The organism is Achromobacter sp. CF-sbj1-Ac2-l (assembly GCF_052698165.1).
Window position 1 is genome coordinate 3,058,038 of record NZ_CP199855.1, and the last position, 15,763, is coordinate 3,073,800.

General features: G+C 69.5%; 11 protein-coding genes. 3 read left to right on the top strand and 8 right to left on the bottom strand.

Annotated features, from left to right (window positions below):
- Nucleotide 1 precedes the first annotated feature (1 nt).
- Nucleotides 2-1,948 carry a propionate catabolism operon regulatory protein PrpR gene (prpR, locus tag ACUDCK_RS14000; RefSeq protein WP_082401928.1) on the bottom strand — a complete coding sequence of 649 codons (1,947 nt, stop codon included), beginning with the start codon at nucleotides 1,946-1,948 and terminating at the stop codon, nucleotides 2-4.
- Nucleotides 1,949-2,123: 175 nt separating this feature from the next.
- Here prpR and prpB point away from each other — a divergent pair, with 175 nt between their 5' ends.
- The 3 genes from prpB to ACUDCK_RS14015 are packed head-to-tail and all read left to right on the top strand — an operon-like array spanning nucleotide 2,124 to nucleotide 6,777.
- Nucleotides 2,124-3,032: a methylisocitrate lyase gene (gene prpB, locus ACUDCK_RS14005; RefSeq protein WP_054502479.1), complete on the top strand. Its 909-nt coding sequence runs from the start codon at nucleotides 2,124-2,126 to the stop codon at nucleotides 3,030-3,032.
- 59 nt (nucleotides 3,033-3,091) lie between these two features.
- Complete coding sequence (gene acnA, locus ACUDCK_RS14010; protein WP_054515229.1) at nucleotides 3,092-5,761, top strand: aconitate hydratase AcnA; 2,670 nt, start codon at nucleotides 3,092-3,094, stop codon at nucleotides 5,759-5,761.
- Nucleotides 5,762-5,799: 38 nt separating this feature from the next.
- Nucleotides 5,800-6,777, top strand: a complete 978-nt coding sequence (locus ACUDCK_RS14015; protein WP_054502477.1) for a Bug family tripartite tricarboxylate transporter substrate binding protein — start codon at nucleotides 5,800-5,802, stop codon at nucleotides 6,775-6,777.
- A 114-nt stretch (nucleotides 6,778-6,891) separates the two neighbouring features.
- Here ACUDCK_RS14015 and ACUDCK_RS14020 read toward each other — a convergent pair whose 3' ends face one another.
- From ACUDCK_RS14020 to ACUDCK_RS14050, 7 genes are all read right to left on the bottom strand, one after another.
- Nucleotides 6,892-8,565: an NAD(P)/FAD-dependent oxidoreductase gene (locus ACUDCK_RS14020; protein ID WP_175167800.1), complete on the bottom strand. Its 1,674-nt coding sequence runs from the start codon at nucleotides 8,563-8,565 to the stop codon at nucleotides 6,892-6,894.
- A gap of 90 nt (nucleotides 8,566-8,655) precedes the next feature.
- On the bottom strand, nucleotides 8,656-11,037 hold the full coding sequence (locus ACUDCK_RS14025; RefSeq protein ID WP_244976936.1) for a TonB-dependent siderophore receptor: 2,382 nt from the start codon (nucleotides 11,035-11,037) through the stop codon (nucleotides 8,656-8,658).
- A gap of 162 nt (nucleotides 11,038-11,199) precedes the next feature.
- Nucleotides 11,200-12,186 (bottom strand): FecR family protein, encoded by a 987-nt coding sequence (locus ACUDCK_RS14030; RefSeq protein ID WP_175167799.1) that lies wholly within the window; start codon nucleotides 12,184-12,186, stop codon nucleotides 11,200-11,202.
- A complete protein-coding gene (locus tag ACUDCK_RS14035; protein ID WP_049073825.1) occupies nucleotides 12,173-12,676 on the bottom strand; it encodes a sigma-70 family RNA polymerase sigma factor in 504 nt (167 codons plus the stop codon). Before ACUDCK_RS14035 ends, ACUDCK_RS14030 begins: the two co-directional genes overlap by 14 nt.
- A gap of 90 nt (nucleotides 12,677-12,766) precedes the next feature.
- Nucleotides 12,767-13,522, bottom strand: coding sequence for an amino acid ABC transporter ATP-binding protein (locus ACUDCK_RS14040; protein ID WP_269873916.1), 756 nt, complete (start codon nucleotides 13,520-13,522; stop codon nucleotides 12,767-12,769).
- A complete protein-coding gene (locus tag ACUDCK_RS14045; protein WP_175167798.1) occupies nucleotides 13,519-14,613 on the bottom strand; it encodes an amino acid ABC transporter permease in 1,095 nt (364 codons plus the stop codon). Before ACUDCK_RS14045 ends, ACUDCK_RS14040 begins: the two co-directional genes overlap by 4 nt.
- On the bottom strand, nucleotides 14,610-15,758 hold the full coding sequence (locus tag ACUDCK_RS14050) for an amino acid ABC transporter permease (RefSeq protein WP_175167797.1): 1,149 nt from the start codon (nucleotides 15,756-15,758) through the stop codon (nucleotides 14,610-14,612). Before ACUDCK_RS14050 ends, ACUDCK_RS14045 begins: the two co-directional genes overlap by 4 nt.
- Between the last annotated feature and the right edge of the window lie 5 nt (nucleotides 15,759-15,763).

A 15,763-nucleotide genomic window follows, 5' to 3' on the forward strand; every position in this document is an offset into this window, starting at 1 on the left:
GTCAAGCGCCCGTGCGCAACCACCGCCACAGCGTGGTCGGGCTGATTCCCAACTGTTCGCAGGCCTTGCGCCGGTCGCCGCCGCAGCGGGTCAGCACCTCGCGCACATGCGCCGCCTGCTGGCGCCGGCCGTGCGAGGCCAGGTCGCCCGGCTCCGAGTGGGCGGCGCCTCGCGTCAGTTCCGGCGCCACGTCGGCCAGGATGCGCCGCACTTCCGGGTCGAGCGGTGTCTCGGGCATTTCCGCCAGGAACACCGCCAGGCGTTCCAGCACGTTCTCCAGTTCGCGGATGTTGCCGGGCCAGTCGTGCGCCAGCAACGCGTCGCGCAAGGCTTCGGGCAACGGCGGCTCGCCGGCCAGGCCCAGGTTCTGCCGCACCCGCTGGTACAGGTGCTGCGCCAGCAGCCAGATGTCGTCGCGGCGCTCGCGCAGTGTCGGCATGTCGATGCGCAGGATGTTCAGGCGGAAAAAGAGATCCTGGCGGAACGCGCCGGCCGCCACCATGGCCGCCAGGTCGCGATGAGTGGCAGCCATGATGCGCACATTGACGGGCACCGGTTCGCTGCCGCCCACGGGCATCACCTGCCGCTCCTGCAGCACGCGGAGCAGGCGGATCTGCAACGCCGGCGGCATGTCGCCGATCTCGTCCAGGAACAGCGTGCCGTTGTGGGCCGCCTCGAACAGCCCGGGCTTGCCGCCGCGGCGCGCGCCGCTGAAGGCGCCGTCCTCGTACCCGAACAGCTCGCTTTCCAGCAGGGTTTCGGGCAGCGAGGCGCAGTTGACCGCGATGAAGGGGAAATGATGGCGCGCGCTGGCCTGGTGGATGCCCTGGGCCATGACTTCCTTGCCGGTGCCGCTTTCGCCGCCGATCAGCACGGTCGAATCGACCCGGGCGTAGCGCAGGCCGAGCATGCGGGCCTTTGCCAACGGGGCGGACTGGCCGTGCAGGTCGTCCAGCGTGTAGCGCACGGTGCGCACTGGGGTGCGGGCCCGCGTGCGCAGGCTGCGGTCGGCGCGGTGGATGGCGCCGGCTTCCTGCAAGGTCAGCACCGCGCCCGACAGGCCGGCGCCGCTGGCCAGCGGAATGCGGTTCACCACCACCATCTTGCCGCCGAGCCGATGCACCGATTCGGCTTCGCGCTTGCCTGTGCGCAGCACCTCGTCCAGCGACAGCGCCGGCGATATTTCCTCCAGCCGCCGTCCGGCCAGGCCGGCGGCGGTGATGCCCAGCAGGCGTTCGACGGCGGGATTGAGCGCCTGCACGCGGCCGGCGGCGTCGACGGCGGCCACGCCCTCGTCGAGATTGGCCAGCACGGCGTTCAGGTAGTCGCGCCGGCCCGACTCGACGCGTTGCAGGCGCGTGATCTCGATGGCGTCCTCGATGCACGCGGCCACCGTGGCCAGCGAATACACCAGCACGCCGGCCAGTCCCATGCGCTCGGCGTAGTCGACGATCAGGCCCGAACCGACCAGGACCTCGATGCCTTCGTCCTTGAGCTGCTTGGCCTGCGCCAGCGCGTCGTCCTGGTCGCGGTAAGTGCGCACCAGGATGTCGACGGCGAAGGTCTGCATGAAGGTCTGCAGCTCGGGATACTGCGCGTGCTGGCCCAGCAGGGCCACGCGCGGCGAGATCCGGCGTGCGGTGGCCAGCGCGTTCATGACCTCGAAGCCGCTGATCTTGACCTGCACCACCGGCACCGTGACGTGGCGCCGCAGATAGCTGCCGTTCAGGCCGGCGGCCACCACCACGTCGACGCGGCCCTGGCGCGCGGCCTCGTTGATGACGCTGGCGGCCGCGTCGAAACCGGCCTCGATTAGCTTGAATTCGCCGCGCTGGGCATAACTGGGCAGGATCTGGGCGAAGGTGCGGGCGATGCGCGCCACGCCCACGGCCCAGATGCGCGGCAGCGCCGCCAGGTCGGATTCCACGGGCGTCGGGACAGTCAGCATGGCGGCACCGGTAACGAAACTCGAAGAGGGGATTTCATCATTGCGATGGCCGCATTTCAATTATGAAAACCCTACCCCGCTCCACCGCCTTCGGCCCCAGTGCGGATGCGATTGGCATGTATCTTGCTTGATGGAAGTCATTCCTCCCCTGCCCTTACCCACCACGGAGCTCCCCATGATGACTTCCCCCGAACCCGACCTGCCGGCCAGCGCCGGCCTGCGGCTGCGCATGGCGATGCAGGCCGAGCAGCCTCTGCAGGTGGTCGGCGCCATCAACGCCAACCACGCGCTGCTCGCGCGGCAGGCCGGCTTTCGCGCCATCTACCTGTCGGGCGGCGGCGTGGCGGCGGGTTCGCTGGGCGTGCCCGACCTGGGCATCGTCGGCCTGGAGGACGTGCTGACGGACGTGCGCCGCATCACCGAGGTCTGCCCCCTGCCCCTGGTGGTCGATGTCGACACCGGCTTTGGCGCGTCGGCCTTCAATGTGGCGCGCACCACCCGTTCGATGATCGCCGCCGGCGCCGCCGCCATGCAGATCGAGGACCAGGCCGGCGCCAAGCGTTGCGGCCATCGCCCCAACAAGGAAGTGGTGTCCCTGCCGGAGATGGTCGATCGCATCAAGGCGGCGGTCGACGCCCGTACCGATCCGCACTTCGTCATCATCGCCCGCACCGATGCGCTGGCCAGCGAAGGCCGGCAGAGCGCGTTGGAGCGGCTGTCCGCCTGCATCGAGGCCGGCGCCGACATCGCCTTTCCCGAAGCGGTCCACGACCTCGAGGGCTTCCGCGATTTCGCCCGCGCGCTGCCAGCGCCCATCCTGGCCAACATCACCGAATTCGGCCAGACGCCGCTGTTGACGGTGCAGGAACTGGCAGCCGCCCAGGTCGCCATGGTGCTCTATCCGCTGTCGGCGTTTCGCGCCATGAACCGCGCGGCCCAGCGCACCTACGAGGCGATCCGCCGCGACGGCACCCAGCGCGGCATGATCGACCAGATGCAGACGCGCATGGAACTCTATGAAAGCATCGGCTATTTCGCCTATGAAGCGCGGCTGGACGCGCTGTACGCTGGCAAGGCCGCCTGATACGCGCTGAAGACAGCCGGGCGCCGACCCGGCGACAACGGAACGGAGACAAACGCATCGTGCAGCCCCCCGAGCAAGATCCCTATCTGCAGGCCTATGACCCGGACGCGGAATATGGCCGCCATTTCAGCGTGCCGGCCTTCGCCGCCGAGCACGGCCTGCAGGCCGGCCGCCTGCCCTACGTGGCGCGCGTGCTGATCGAGAACGCGTTGCGGCATGAAAGTGCCCTCCACGGCCATCGGCCGCACGCGTTGGCCCTGTTGCAGGCCTATCATCCCGACGCGCCAGCGCCGGACGCGCCCGCCGATGTCTGGCTGCATCCGACGCGGGTGCTGGCGCAGGACGTCAGCGGCATTCCCAGCCTGATCGACCTGGCCGCCATGCGCGATGCGCTGCAGGCGCGCGGCGGCGACCCGCGCCGCATCAATCCCCTCATTCCCACCGACCTGATCGTCGATCATTCGCTGATCGCCGAGGAAGGCGGCCATGCCGGCGCGCGCCAGGCCAACGAGGCGCGCGAATACCGCCAGAACCGCGAACGCTACACCTTCCTCAAATGGGCCCAGGGCGCGTTCGACAATCTGCGCCTGGTGCCGCCCGGCAAGGGCATCCTGCACCAGATCAACATCGAGTACCTGGCCGAGGTGGCCACCATGCGGCGCACGCCGCAGGGCGCGGCGGTGACCTGTCCCGACACCCTGGTCGGCACCGACAGCCACACCACCATGGTCAATGCCCTAGGCGTGCTGGGCTGGGGCGTCGGCGGTATCGAGGCGGAGGCCGCGATGCTGGGCGACGCGCTGGTGTTGCGCGCGCCCGAGGTCATCGGCGTGCGGTTGTTCAACCAGCCGGCGCCTGGCGTCACCGCCACCGACCTGGTGCTCAACCTGACCCGCGTCCTGCGCGAGGCCAAGGTGGTGGCGCAGTTCGTCGAGTTCACCGGCGAGGCGCTGGACGGCGTGCTATCGCTGGAAGACCGCGCCACGCTGGCGAACATGGCGCCCGAGTACGGCTCGACCTGCGCCTACTTCCCGGTCGACGAGGAAACCCTGGCCTATCTGGCCCGCACCGGCCGCGACGCGGCGCACATCGAACGCGTGCGGCGCTATGCCCAGGCCGCCGGGCTCTGGCGCACGCAGGAACGTCCCGGCTACAGCCGGCTGGTCGAGGTCGATCTGTCGCAGTTCACGCGCGTGGCGGCCGGTCCCAGCCGGCCGCAGGACCGCCTGCCGCTGGAGGAAGTGCCGCTGACCTTCGCCAAGGCCACCGCCGCCCTGCCCCGCCATGAGCATGCCGACCTGCCGCAGGGCGCGGTGGTGTTGGCGGCGATCACCAGTTGCACCAACACCTCCAATCCGCGCCTGCTGGTGGCCGCCGGGCTGCTGGCGCGCAAGGCGCGGACGCTGGGGCTGCGGCCCGCGGCGTGGACCAAGACGTCGTTCACGCCCGGCTCGCGGGTGGTGACCGACTACCTGCGCGCCAGCGGACTGCAGGACGCGCTGGACGCGGTGGGTTTTCACGCCGCCGGCTATGGCTGCGCGACCTGTGCCGGGCTGTCGGGCTCGCTCGCGCCGGCGGTGGAGCAACGCATTGCGGACGGCTCGCCGCGCGTGGCGGCGGTGCTGTCGGGCAACCGCAATTTCCCCGGCCGTGTCCATCCGCTGGCGCGCGCCAATTACCTGGTGTCGCCGCCGATGGTGGTGGCCTATGCGCTGGCCGGCACGGTCATGCGCGACTTGCAACGCGAAGCGGTCGGCTGGCGCGCCGATGGCACGGCCGTGATGCTGGCGGACCTGTGGCCCAGCGACGCCGAGATCGACGCCGTGGTGGCAGGCTACTTGCGGCCGGCGATGTTCACCGAACGCTACCGCGACGTATTCGAGGGCGATCCGGCCTGGCAGGCCCTGCCCGGCGGCAGCGGCGCCTGCTATCCGTGGGACGCCGACAGCCTCTACCTGCGCCGCCCGCCCTATCTGGACGTGCCGCCGCAGACCGGCGCGGTGCGCATCGAGGGCGCGCGCGCCCTGCTCATCCTGGGCGACTCGGTCACCACCGACCATATCTCGCCCGCCAACGAGATCCCGCCCGAATCGAGCGCCGGGCGTTACCTGCTGTCGCTGGGCGTGCCGGCCGATGCGCTGCACACCTACCTGGCGCGCCGCGGCAACCACCGCGTGATGATGCGCGCCACTTTCGCGCAGCCGACGCTGGTCAACGAACTGCTGCCACAAGGCCCGGCCGGACTGACGCGCCACCAGCCCGACGGCGAGATCCAGCCGATCTACGACGTGGCCATGCGCTACCGCGACGCGGGCGTGCCGGTGGTGGTGGTCGCGGGCAAGGATTACGGCAATGGCTCGTCGCGCGACTGGGCAGCGAAAGGCACGCGGTTGCTGGGCGTGCGCGCGGTCATCGCCGAGAGCTTCGAGCGCATCCACCGCTCCAACCTGGTGAACATGGGCGTCCTGCCGCTGCAGTTGCCGTCAGGCGTCACGCGCCTGACGCTGGGCCTGGACGGCAGCGAGACGTTCGACCTCGAGATTCCGGCCGACCTGGCGCCCCAGGGCGAGGCGCGGTGCGTGATCCGCGGCGTTGGCGCGCCGCGCACGCTGGCGCTGCTCTGCCGCCTGGACAACGAACACGAAATGGATATCTGGCGCGCGGGCGGCATCCTGCCCGCCGTGCTGCGCCAGGCCCTGGAGGATTCGCAGCGCGTTTCACAACCATAAAGATGAGGCAGCGCCTCACGCCCTACCAAGGAGACAACATGAAGTTCGACCGATTCAAGCATCCCCTGTACGCCCTCGCGCTCGCGGCGGGCGTGATGACGGCGTCCGCCGCGAGCGCCGCCGCCTGGCCCGAGAAGCCGGTGCGACTTGTCGTGCCGTTTTCGGCGGGCGGCCAGCTCGACAACATGACGCGGATCTTCGCCACCGGGCTGTCCGATCATCTCAAGCAGCCCGTCATCATCGACAACCGCCCCGGGGCGGGCGGCATCATCGGCTCGGACATGGTGGCCAAGGCCCCGGCCGATGGCTACACCTTCCTGGTGGCCGGCAATGGCGCCATCACCAACAAGCTGCTGCGCAGCAAGATGCCCTATGAGGACAGCGATCTGGTGCCGGTCGGACTGCTGTTCGAATCGTCCTCGGTCATTGTCGTCAGCGCCAACAGCAAGATCCATTCGCTCAAGGACTGGCAGCAACAGGCCGCCAAGGAGAAGCGCCCCATCCTGTTCGCCACCGCCGGCACCGGCAGCACTGGCCACTTCGTCGCGGAAATGCTGGGCCAGGCGCTCAAGGTGCCGGTCACGGTCGTGCCCTACAAGAGCGGTTCCGAGAGTTCCACCGCGCTGATGGGCGGCCAGGTCGACGCGGCCTCGGAGGCGGCGGTGTCGGTGCGCAGCTATATCGCTTCGGGCCGGGTGCGCGCGCTGGCGGCCACGGCGGACCACCGCTCGCCGCTGCTGCCCGACACGCCCACCACGGCGGAACAGGGCTTCGCCCAGATCAACATCACCCACTGGGGCGGCATGTATGCGCCCAAGGGCACGCCGCAGGACGTCATCAAGGCGATGAACCAGGCCATCGCCGACGTCATGGCCACGCCCAAGGTCCGGCAGCAGTTGGCGGACGCGGGCTACGAGGCGATTCCCGGCTCGGTGGAGAAGTTCGGCAGCTTCATCGCCGCCGAGGACAAGCGGCTGGGCGGGATCGTCAAGAGCGCCAACATGAAGGCGGAATGAGCTGCGGCGAGGGATGGGCGGCGCCGCGGCCGCCCTCCAGGATCACCATGCCGGCCTCGATGCGCCGCGCCAGGCGCAGCAAACGCGCCCGGTCGCCAACGGCCCGGGCGCGTATCAATAGTCGTCGCTGGCGCCGCGACGATTGCCGCCGGTGATGTCGTCGCGGCCCAGCAGGTGCAGCGCCACCGCCTCGGCCACCTTCATGCCGTCGATGGCGGCCGACATGATGCCGCCCGCGTAGCCCGCGCCCTCGCCCGCCGGGAACAGCCCGTCGGTGTTCATGCTCTGGAAATCGTCGCGGCGCGTGATGCGCAGCGGCGACGAGGTGCGCGTCTCGACGCCGGTCAGCACCGCGTCGTGCATGGAAAAGCCCTTGATCTGGCGCTCGAACGCCGGAAGGGCTTCGCGGATGGCGGCGATGGCGTAGTCCGGCAGGCTGGACGACAGGTCGGTGAGCGTCACGCCCGGCTTGTACGACGGCATGACGCTGCCCAGCGCGGTCGACGGCCGGCCCGCCAGGAAGTCGCCCACCAACTGCGCCGGCGCGCTGTAATCGCCGCCGCCCAGTTCGTAAGCGCGCTTTTCCCAATGGCGCTGGAAGTCGATGCCCGCCAGCGGCGAGTCCTCGATGCCGGGAAAGTCCTTGGGCTCGATGCCGACCACGATGCCGGCATTGGCATTGCGCTCGTTGCGCGAATACTGGCTCATGCCATTGGTGACCACGCCGCCGGGCTCCGACGCGGCGGCCACCACGGTGCCGCCCGGGCACATGCAGAAGCTGTAGACCGCGCGGCCGTTGCCGGCATGGTGCACCAGCTTGTAGTCGGCCGCGCCCAGCACCGGATGGCCGGCGCTGGGACCGAAGCGGGCGCGGTCGATCACCGACTGCGGATGCTCGATGCGGAACCCCAGCGAGAACGGCTTGGCTTCCATGAACACCCCGCGCTTGTGCAGCATGCAGAAGGTGTCGCGGGCGCTGTGGCCCACCGCCAGCACCACGTGGCTGGCGGCAATGAACTCCCCGCCCGCCAGACGCACGCCGCGCACCCGGCCGTCCTCGATCTCGATATCGTCCACGCGGCTCTCGAAGCGGAACTCGCCGCCCAGCGCGGCGATCTGCGCGCGCATCTGCTCGATCATCTTGACCAGGCGGAAGGTGCCGATGTGCGGCTTGCTGACATACAGGATCTCGGGCGGCGCATCGGCGGCGACGAATTCCTGCAGCACCTTGCGGCCGTAATGCTTGGGGTCCTTGACCTGGGTCGAGAGCTTGCCGTCCGAGAACGTGCCCGCCCCGCCCTCGCCGAACTGCACGTTCGACTCCGGCTGCAGGGTGTTCTTGCGCCACAGCCCCCAGGTGTCCTTGGTGCGCTCGCGCACCACCCGGCCGCGCTCCAGGATGATGGGCCGGAACCCCATCTGGGCCAGGATCAGCGCCGCGAACAGGCCGCAGGGGCCGAAGCCGATCACGACGGGGCGACGGCTCTCGGGCAGATCGGCCGGCGCGTGGCCGACGTACTGGTATTCCATGGGCGGCGTCGGCATCACCGTGCGCAGGCCGGCGACGCGCTTGAGCACGGCGGCCTCGTCGGCCACCTCGACATCCACGGAATAGGTCAGCGTGATGGCGCTGCGCTTGCGCGCGTCATAGCTGCGGCGGAAGATGGTCAACGCGCGCAGGGCTTCCGGGGCGATCCCCAGGCGGCTACAGGCCGCGGCGCGCAGGGTGTTTTCGATGTCGTCCTGGGAGGTCGACAGGGGCAGGATGATTTCGGTCAGGCGCAACATGAGGCAGGGGAACCGTGTCAGGGTTCAAGGGCTCGTAAAACGCGTATTAAAACACGCCGACGGCCCTTGCCCCTTGCCCCTTCCCGGTCGCTACCAGCGATGCTGGTACGTCAGCGTCAGCACCGTGCCCGGGGCCGGCAGGCGGCTGGTATTGGTGCTGGTGCGCATCAACTGGCTATAGAGCGGGTAATAGTCGCGGTTGAACAGGTTCTCGATCCCGACGATCAGCGTGTCCTTCGGCGTGACCTGGTAGCGGCTCATCAGGTCCACCGTGAAGTAGCTGCCCACGTCGCGGCGGCCGAAACTCTCGACGCCATCCAGCCGGTAGTCCTTGGCCCCGAAGTAATTGGCCTGGATGCGGTTGCTCCAGCGCTCGTTGGGCCGGTACTGCAAGTACGCGGTGAGCTTGAGCGGCGGGATGCGGTAGCCGGTCATGTCGCGCCATTGGCCGTTGTCGGGCCGCTCGCGTCCCTTCATCCACGTGAACGTGCCGCCCGTGCCCCACTTCTCGTCGTCGGTCAGGTAGTCCACCGTCGCCTCGATGCCGTGGATGCGCTCCTCGGTGCGGGTCAGGATCAGGCCGTTGTTGAAGCTCTGCACATCGCCCAGCTTGGAGGTGGTGTAGAACAGCGCCAGCGACGCCGTGGTGTTGCCCACCCCGCCGCGCCAGCCCAGCTCGTAGTTGTTGGTCTTGACCGGCTGCAGGTCCGACGAGCCGATGTCGAAGCCCGGCCGCGCGTTGCGCATCTGCACGCCGATGTCCGGCAGCTGGAAGCCCTGGCTGAAGTTGGCGTACAGCTCCTGGCCGCGGATCGGCGCGTAGGTCAGGCCGGCGTTGAACAGGAAGGCGTCGTAGCTGACCGAGCCGCCCCGCACCGAGGCTGGCGACGCCACGCGCGATTGCGACAGCGGCACGAAGTCGCCGAAGCGGGCGGTGGCGTACTCGTAGCGCGCCCCGCCCTGCACCGACCATTGCTCGTTAAAGCGGTGCTCCAGCTGGCCGAAGATACCGGTGCTGCGCGAGGTCAGCTCGGGCATGTAGGTCAGGCGGCCGGTCTTGCGGAACACCCGGCCGCCGCTGGCGTCGTAGGCCGCCGCGTCGAACACGTCGATCGGCATGTCGCTGCGTTCCTGGTTGAAGTCCATGCCCCACAGCAGTTTCGACTGCTCGCCCAGCGGCGTGTCGATCGTCAGCCGGCTGCCGAACACCTTGCTGTTCTGCATCACCTGGTCGACGTTGCCGCCGCGCGTGACCACGGCGCGCGCGTCGAACGGCGTGAAGCGCGTGTAGTAGTCGCGGTAGTACATCTGCGCCGTGACCTTGCTGCCCAGCAGGTCCAGGTGCTGGTATTCCAGGTTCACCAGCGTGTTGCGGATCTGGTTCTGGTCGGCCAGGTCCAGGCCGCTGAGCGGCAGCGCGCGCGCCGTGCCCGGCGGCAGGCGGCCGACCGAGGGATCCGAGGTGTAATCGGAATGCTGGTCGGCGTTGTAGTAGCTGGCCGACAGCTGCAGGCGCTGCTTGTCGTCCAGCCGCAGGCCCAGCTTGCCGCCCAGGCTGTAGATGTTGGAGTCGAACAGATCGCCCTGGCTGGGTTCGGGCGCGATGCGGCGGCCGCGCGCGTCGTAGGAGGCGCCGTTGTGGCGCGCGCCCAGGTCCAGCGCGTAGTCCAGCATGCCCTGGCTGCCAGCGAAATGCTGCTGCAGTTGGCCGCCCAGCCCGTCCGAATTCAGCCGGCTCAGCGGGCTGACGGCGGTCACGGTGGTTTCGGCCACCGGTTCGCCGCCGGCGGGCCGGGTGGTGATCGAGACGATGCCGCCGGTGGCCCCGGCGCCGTAGATCGAGCTGCTGCCGCGCAGCACTTCGACGCGCTCGATGGTGGCCGGGTCGATGTTGGCCAGATTGCGCGACGAATCGCGGTTGGTGTTCAACGGAATGCCGTCCACCAGCACCAGCACGCCGCGTCCGCGCAGCGTCTGGCCATAGTCGGTCATGGTGCGGCTGGAATCGGCCATGCCCGGCACGGTCTTGGCCAGCACGCTGGCCAGGCTGTCCGAGCCGGTGCGCAGTTCCTGCAAGGCGTCGCGCTCCAGCACGATGGTCTGCTGCACGGGGCTGACCAGGTTGCTGGCCGTGCGCGAGGCGCTGACCTCGATCGGCGCCATCACGGTGGCGCCGCCGCTGGCCGCCTCGGGTTCGATGATGGTGGCCGAGCCTTCCTGCCGCAGCCGCAATGGTTTGCCCTGCAGCAGCGCGGCCAGCGCCTGTTGCGGCGTCATGGACCCGGACAGCGCCGGCGCCTGCATGCCGGCCACGGTCTGGGGCGCATAGAAAATCTGCAGGCCGTGCGTTTCGGCCAGCCGCTTGAGCGCCTGGTCGAGCGATTGCGCCGGCATGTCGATGGCGACGGGCGCCGTCGCCTGCGCGTCGGCCATCCCCGGACCGAACGCCAGCACTGCCGCCATCGCGGCCATCGTCAGGCGCGCGGCCACCGGCGCGCCTTGTCCCATTTTCTTGTGAACCACAGCTTCTGCTCCTGATCCGTCATCGATGGGCCCCATGCCCCACGGAATCAAGAAGAAGACGCAATACGGCAAAAAAACCTGAATACCCGGCCGAACTATTTTGTAACAGCGTCAACGCGCCGAAATCTCGCTGCGGCCGTCGGCCAGCTGGCGCACCTGCACCGGCAGGATGTGCGGCAAAGCCGTCAGGAAGGCGTCCGTGTCGCGGGTCTGGAACACGCTGGTCACGGTGAGATGCGCCACCCCGGCTCCCAGCACGACAGGATGCTGCCGGTACCGCGATACTTCCCGCGCCGCCGTGGCCAGGTCGGTATTGCTGAAGCGGATCTGGCCGCCGCGCCAGGCCAGCGTCGCCGCCACGTCGGCGGGCTCGACCCCTCCAGCCTGCCCGGCCGCTCCGATGCGTACGCCCTGCCCGGCCGCGACCGGCACGGCCGCCGCGTCGTGCGCGCCGGCCACCTTGACCGAACCCGACTCCACCAGCACCCGCACTTGGTCCGCGTCGCGGCGCACGTCGAAGCGCGTGCCGGTCACGGTGGCGGTGCCCAAGCCGGCATCCACCACGAACGGGCGGCCGGCGTTCTTCTCGACCGAGAACAGCGCCTCGCCCGCCACCAGCAGCACGCGCCGCTCGGCATCGTCAAAGCGCACGCGGATATGGCTGTTGCTATTCAATTCGGCGCGGGAACCGTCGGACAGCGCCACGCTGCGCAGTTCGCCAATCTGTGTCTGGTATTCGGTCCAGCCCGCGCCGCGCGGCCACAGCGCCCAGCCGCCCACGGCGACGATCGCGGCGCCCAGGCTCAGGGCCAGCGCGGCGCGCCGTCCGGAACGGGCCGTGCGGCGCGGCGCTTCGGCCAGGGCGCGCAGGCGCTCGGGCGCGACGGCGTCCGCGGCCTGCCAGATCGATTCCAGCAGGCGGTACTCATAGGCGTGGCGCGGATCGGCCGCCAGCCAGTCGGCGCGCGCCTGTTCCCGCGCGGCGTCCCACTCGCCGGAATGGGCGCGCGCGAACCAGCGCGCCGCCTCGGCGCGGATGGCGTCGGCGCCGGCCTCGCGGCCGGCCTGCCCGGGCGATGCGGCGTCAGTGGGGCGCATACGCCCCCAGCCGCTCGCGCAGATGCAGCGCGGTACGGATCATGTATTTCTCGACCATGTTCTTGCTCAATCCCATGCGTTCGGCGATCTCGGCCTGCGTCAGACCTTCCAGCCGCTGCCAGACGAACACCTGGCGGCACTTGAGCGGCAGTTCCGCCAGCGCCGCTTCCAGTGCCTGGCCCAGCTGGCCGGTGCGCGCCTGGGCCATCGGGTCGCCCAAGGGGCTGGCGTGGTCGGCAATGGTATCAAGCGGCACCCATTCCTGCCCGCCGTCGCGGCGGAACTGGTCGACGGCCGCATTGCGCGCGGCCTGGTGCAGATAGGCGCGCGGCTGCGCCACCTGCGCCGGGTCGGTTTCCAGGCACTTCACCAGCGCGTCGTGGGCCAGGTCGCGCGCGGCGTCGCGGCAGCCCAGCTTGCGGGTCCAGACCGCGAGCAGCTCTTCGTAATAGGCCAGGAAGCCGGAGGGACGGGACGGACGCGAGGACATGACGCACAATCGACAGAGGCATGCATGATAATGGTTTCCATTTTCATAAACAAACCGGGCCTGATGGCTGCGTCCGCCGCCCTGCCCTCCTTAATGCAGGATGCGCTCCAGGAAGGCGCGCGTGCGTTCATGCCGGGGGTTGTCGAAGAAATCGCCCGGCTCGCCCATCTCGATGATGCGGCCGCCGTCCATGAACACCACCCGGTCGGCGACGTTGCGGGCAAAGCCCATCTCGTGGGTCACGCACAGCATGGTCATGCCGTCCTCGGCCAGCGAGGTCATGGTGTCCAGCACTTCCTTGACCATCTCCGGATCCAGCGCCGAGGTCGGCTCGTCGAACAGCATGATGCGCGGCTGCATGCAGAGCGAGCGGGCGATGGCCACCCGCTGCTGCTGCCCGCCCGACAACTGGCCCGGGTACTTGCCGGCCTGGTCGGGAATGCGCACCCGCTCCAGGTAGCGCATGGCCAGATCCACCGCCTGCGCGCGCGGCATGCGCCGCACCTGGGTCGGCGCCAGGATGCAGTTCTCCAGCACGGTCAGGTGCGGGAACAGGTTGAAGTGCTGGAACACCATGCCGGCGTCGGTGCGCACGCCGTCCACGGCGCGCAGGTCGTCGCTCAGCTCAACCCCGTTGACCACGATGGAGCCCTGCTGGTGGCGTTCGAGCCGGTTGATGCAGCGGATCATGGTGGATTTGCCGGAACCGGACGGCCCGCAGATCACCAGGCGCTCGCCCGCCCGGACCTGCAGGTTGATGTCCTGTAGCACATGGAAGTCGCCATACCACTTGTGCATGCCGGCGATGGCGATGGCGGGCGGCGTGGCGGCGCAAGGCGTGGTCATCGGAGTTCCCCTTTTTTATAGCGATGCTCCAGCCACATCGAATAGCGCGACAGGCCGAAGCAGATGCAGAAATAGATCGATGCAATGAAGAGATAGGTCTCGACGTAGGGCGTGGGCCAGGCCGGATCGGTCAACGCCGCGCGCCCCGAGCTGAGCAGGTCGAACAGGCCCACGATCAGCACCAGGCTGGTGTTCTTGATCATCACGATGGCGGTGTTGGTGAGCGGCGCGATCACCTTGCGCAGCGCCTGCGGCAGCACCACCAGACGCGTCATCTGCCACCATGAGAGCCCCAGCGCGCGCGAGGCCTCGGCCTGCCCGGGCGGAATGGCCTGCAGGCCGCCGCGGATCACCTCGGCCAGGTAGGCGGCCGAGAACACCGTCAGCGCGATGCCGGCGCGCAGCAGACTGTCGATGGTCATGCCGGCCGGCAGCATGATGGGCAGCACGATCGAGGCCATGAACAGCAGGCTGACCAGCGGCAGTCCCCGGATCAGCTCGATCACGCCGATACTGATGAAGCGCGCCGTCGGCAGGCTGCCGCGGCGTCCCAGCGCCAGCAGCACGCCCAGCGGCAGGCCAGCGCCCAGCGCGCATACTGCCAGCAGCAGCGTGATCGGCAGGCCGCCCCAAGACGAGGTTGGCACCCGCGCCAGGCCGAACATGCCGCCCTGCATCAGCGCCAGGCCCGCCAGCAGCCCCGCGATCCAGATGACCGCCGTGCGGGCGCGCCATTGGCGCGGGCTGAGCGAGAACACCGTCATCGCCAGGATGAACAGGCAGACCACGGTGGGCCGCCATTGCTCGCCGGGCGGATAGATGCCGAACAGGATCTGGCGCATTTTTTCGCCCAGGAAGGCCCAGCAGGCGCCGCTGGCCTGACGGCAGACGGCGCCCGTGGCGCCCGGCCAGACGGCATCCAGCACCGCCCAGTTCAGCAGCTTGCCGGCCGCGGCCAGCACCAGCGCCAGCGTGGCCACGGTGGCGAGCGCGCTGACGGCGCTGCCGAACAGGCGATGCCAGGCGCTGTCGCGGCGGTCCGCCGGCGGCGGCAGAACCCGCGGCAGAGAGGAAGGATGGGACAGGCTCATGCGCGTTGCGTCCTCAGGATGCGGCGGTTGTACAGATTCATGAAGAGCGACACGCTCAGGCTGATGCTCAGGTACACCGCCATCAGCACCGCCACGCCCTCGATGGCCTGGCCGGTCTGGTTGATGGTGGTGGTGATGACGAAGGACAGGTCCGGGTAGCCCACCGCCAGCGCCAGCGTGGTGTTCTTGATGATGGACAGGTACTGGCTGGTCATCGGCGGGATGATCACGCGCAGCGCCTGCGGCACCACGATCCAGCGCAACGCGGCGCCGGGCTTCAGGCCCAGCGAATGGGCCGCTTCCCACTGGCCGGCGGGCACCGCGTCGATGCCGCCGCGGATGATCTCGCCGGAGAACGCGGCCGAGTAGATCGTCAGTCCCACCAGCAAGGCGGTGAATTCCGGCGTGAAGGCGCTGCCGCCGGCAAAATTCAGGCCGCGCAGCGCCGGCACGTCGGCGTGCAGCGTGGCGCCGCCCCACTGCCCCACGGCGGCCACCAATGCCAGCGCCGCGACCAGGCCCAGGCTGCGCCACGGCATGCGCGGCGCCACCGACCGGCGCGCCAGGCGCCACGCGCCCCACAGCAGCAGCGCCGCCGCGCCCAACGCCCACCACAGCGGCCCGGTATCGCCCTGCAACGACAGGCTCGGAAAGAACAGCCCGCGCACCGACAGGAACACGCCCGGCAGCGGCTGCAGCGCCTGCCGCGCCGGCGGCAGGTTGATCGTCACCAGGCTGTACCAGAACAGCAGTTGCACCACCAGCGGCGTGTTGCGCACGGCTTCCAGGTAGACCGTGGCCACGCCCGTCACCAGCGGATGGCGGCTGCGGCGCGCCAGCGCCAGGCCGAAGCCCAGCAGCGTCGAAGCCGCGATCACCAGCGCCGAGATGTACAGCGTGTTGGCCAGCCCCACCAGGAAGGCGCGGCCGTAGCTGTCGGTGGGCTGGTAGGCCAGCAGGCTTTCGGCGATGGGGAAACGGGCCGCCTCGCCGAGGTAGTCAAAACCCATGGCGATGCCGCGCTGGGTCAGGTTGGCGTGGGCGTTCCAGGCCAGCCAGCCCACGCCGCCGACGAAGGCGCCGGCGATCAGCAGTTGCGCCAGGACGGACCGGGCGCGGCCGTCGAACCAGAGTCGCTTGAACATGATGA

Bases quoted from the DNA above. Each gene is read 5' to 3' on its own strand.
- prpR (WP_082401928.1), bottom strand. From the start codon at position 1,948: ATGCTGACTGTCCCGACGCCCGTGGAATCCGACCTGGCGGCGCTGCCG.
- prpB (WP_054502479.1), top strand. From the start codon at position 2,124: ATGATGACTTCCCCCGAACCCGACCTGCCGGCCAGCGCCGGCCTGCGG.
- ACUDCK_RS14015 (WP_054502477.1), top strand. From the start codon at position 5,800: ATGAAGTTCGACCGATTCAAGCATCCCCTGTACGCCCTCGCGCTCGCG.
- ACUDCK_RS14020 (WP_175167800.1), bottom strand. From the start codon at position 8,565: ATGTTGCGCCTGACCGAAATCATCCTGCCCCTGTCGACCTCCCAGGAC.
- ACUDCK_RS14025 (WP_244976936.1), bottom strand. From the start codon at position 11,037: ATGGCCGCGATGGCGGCAGTGCTGGCGTTCGGTCCGGGGATGGCCGAC.
- ACUDCK_RS14030 (WP_175167799.1), bottom strand. From the start codon at position 12,186: ATGCGCCCCACTGACGCCGCATCGCCCGGGCAGGCCGGCCGCGAGGCC.
- ACUDCK_RS14035 (WP_049073825.1), bottom strand. From the start codon at position 12,676: ATGTCCTCGCGTCCGTCCCGTCCCTCCGGCTTCCTGGCCTATTACGAA.
- ACUDCK_RS14040 (WP_269873916.1), bottom strand. From the start codon at position 13,522: ATGACCACGCCTTGCGCCGCCACGCCGCCCGCCATCGCCATCGCCGGC.
- ACUDCK_RS14045 (WP_175167798.1), bottom strand. From the start codon at position 14,613: ATGAGCCTGTCCCATCCTTCCTCTCTGCCGCGGGTTCTGCCGCCGCCG.
- ACUDCK_RS14050 (WP_175167797.1), bottom strand. From the start codon at position 15,758: ATGTTCAAGCGACTCTGGTTCGACGGCCGCGCCCGGTCCGTCCTGGCG.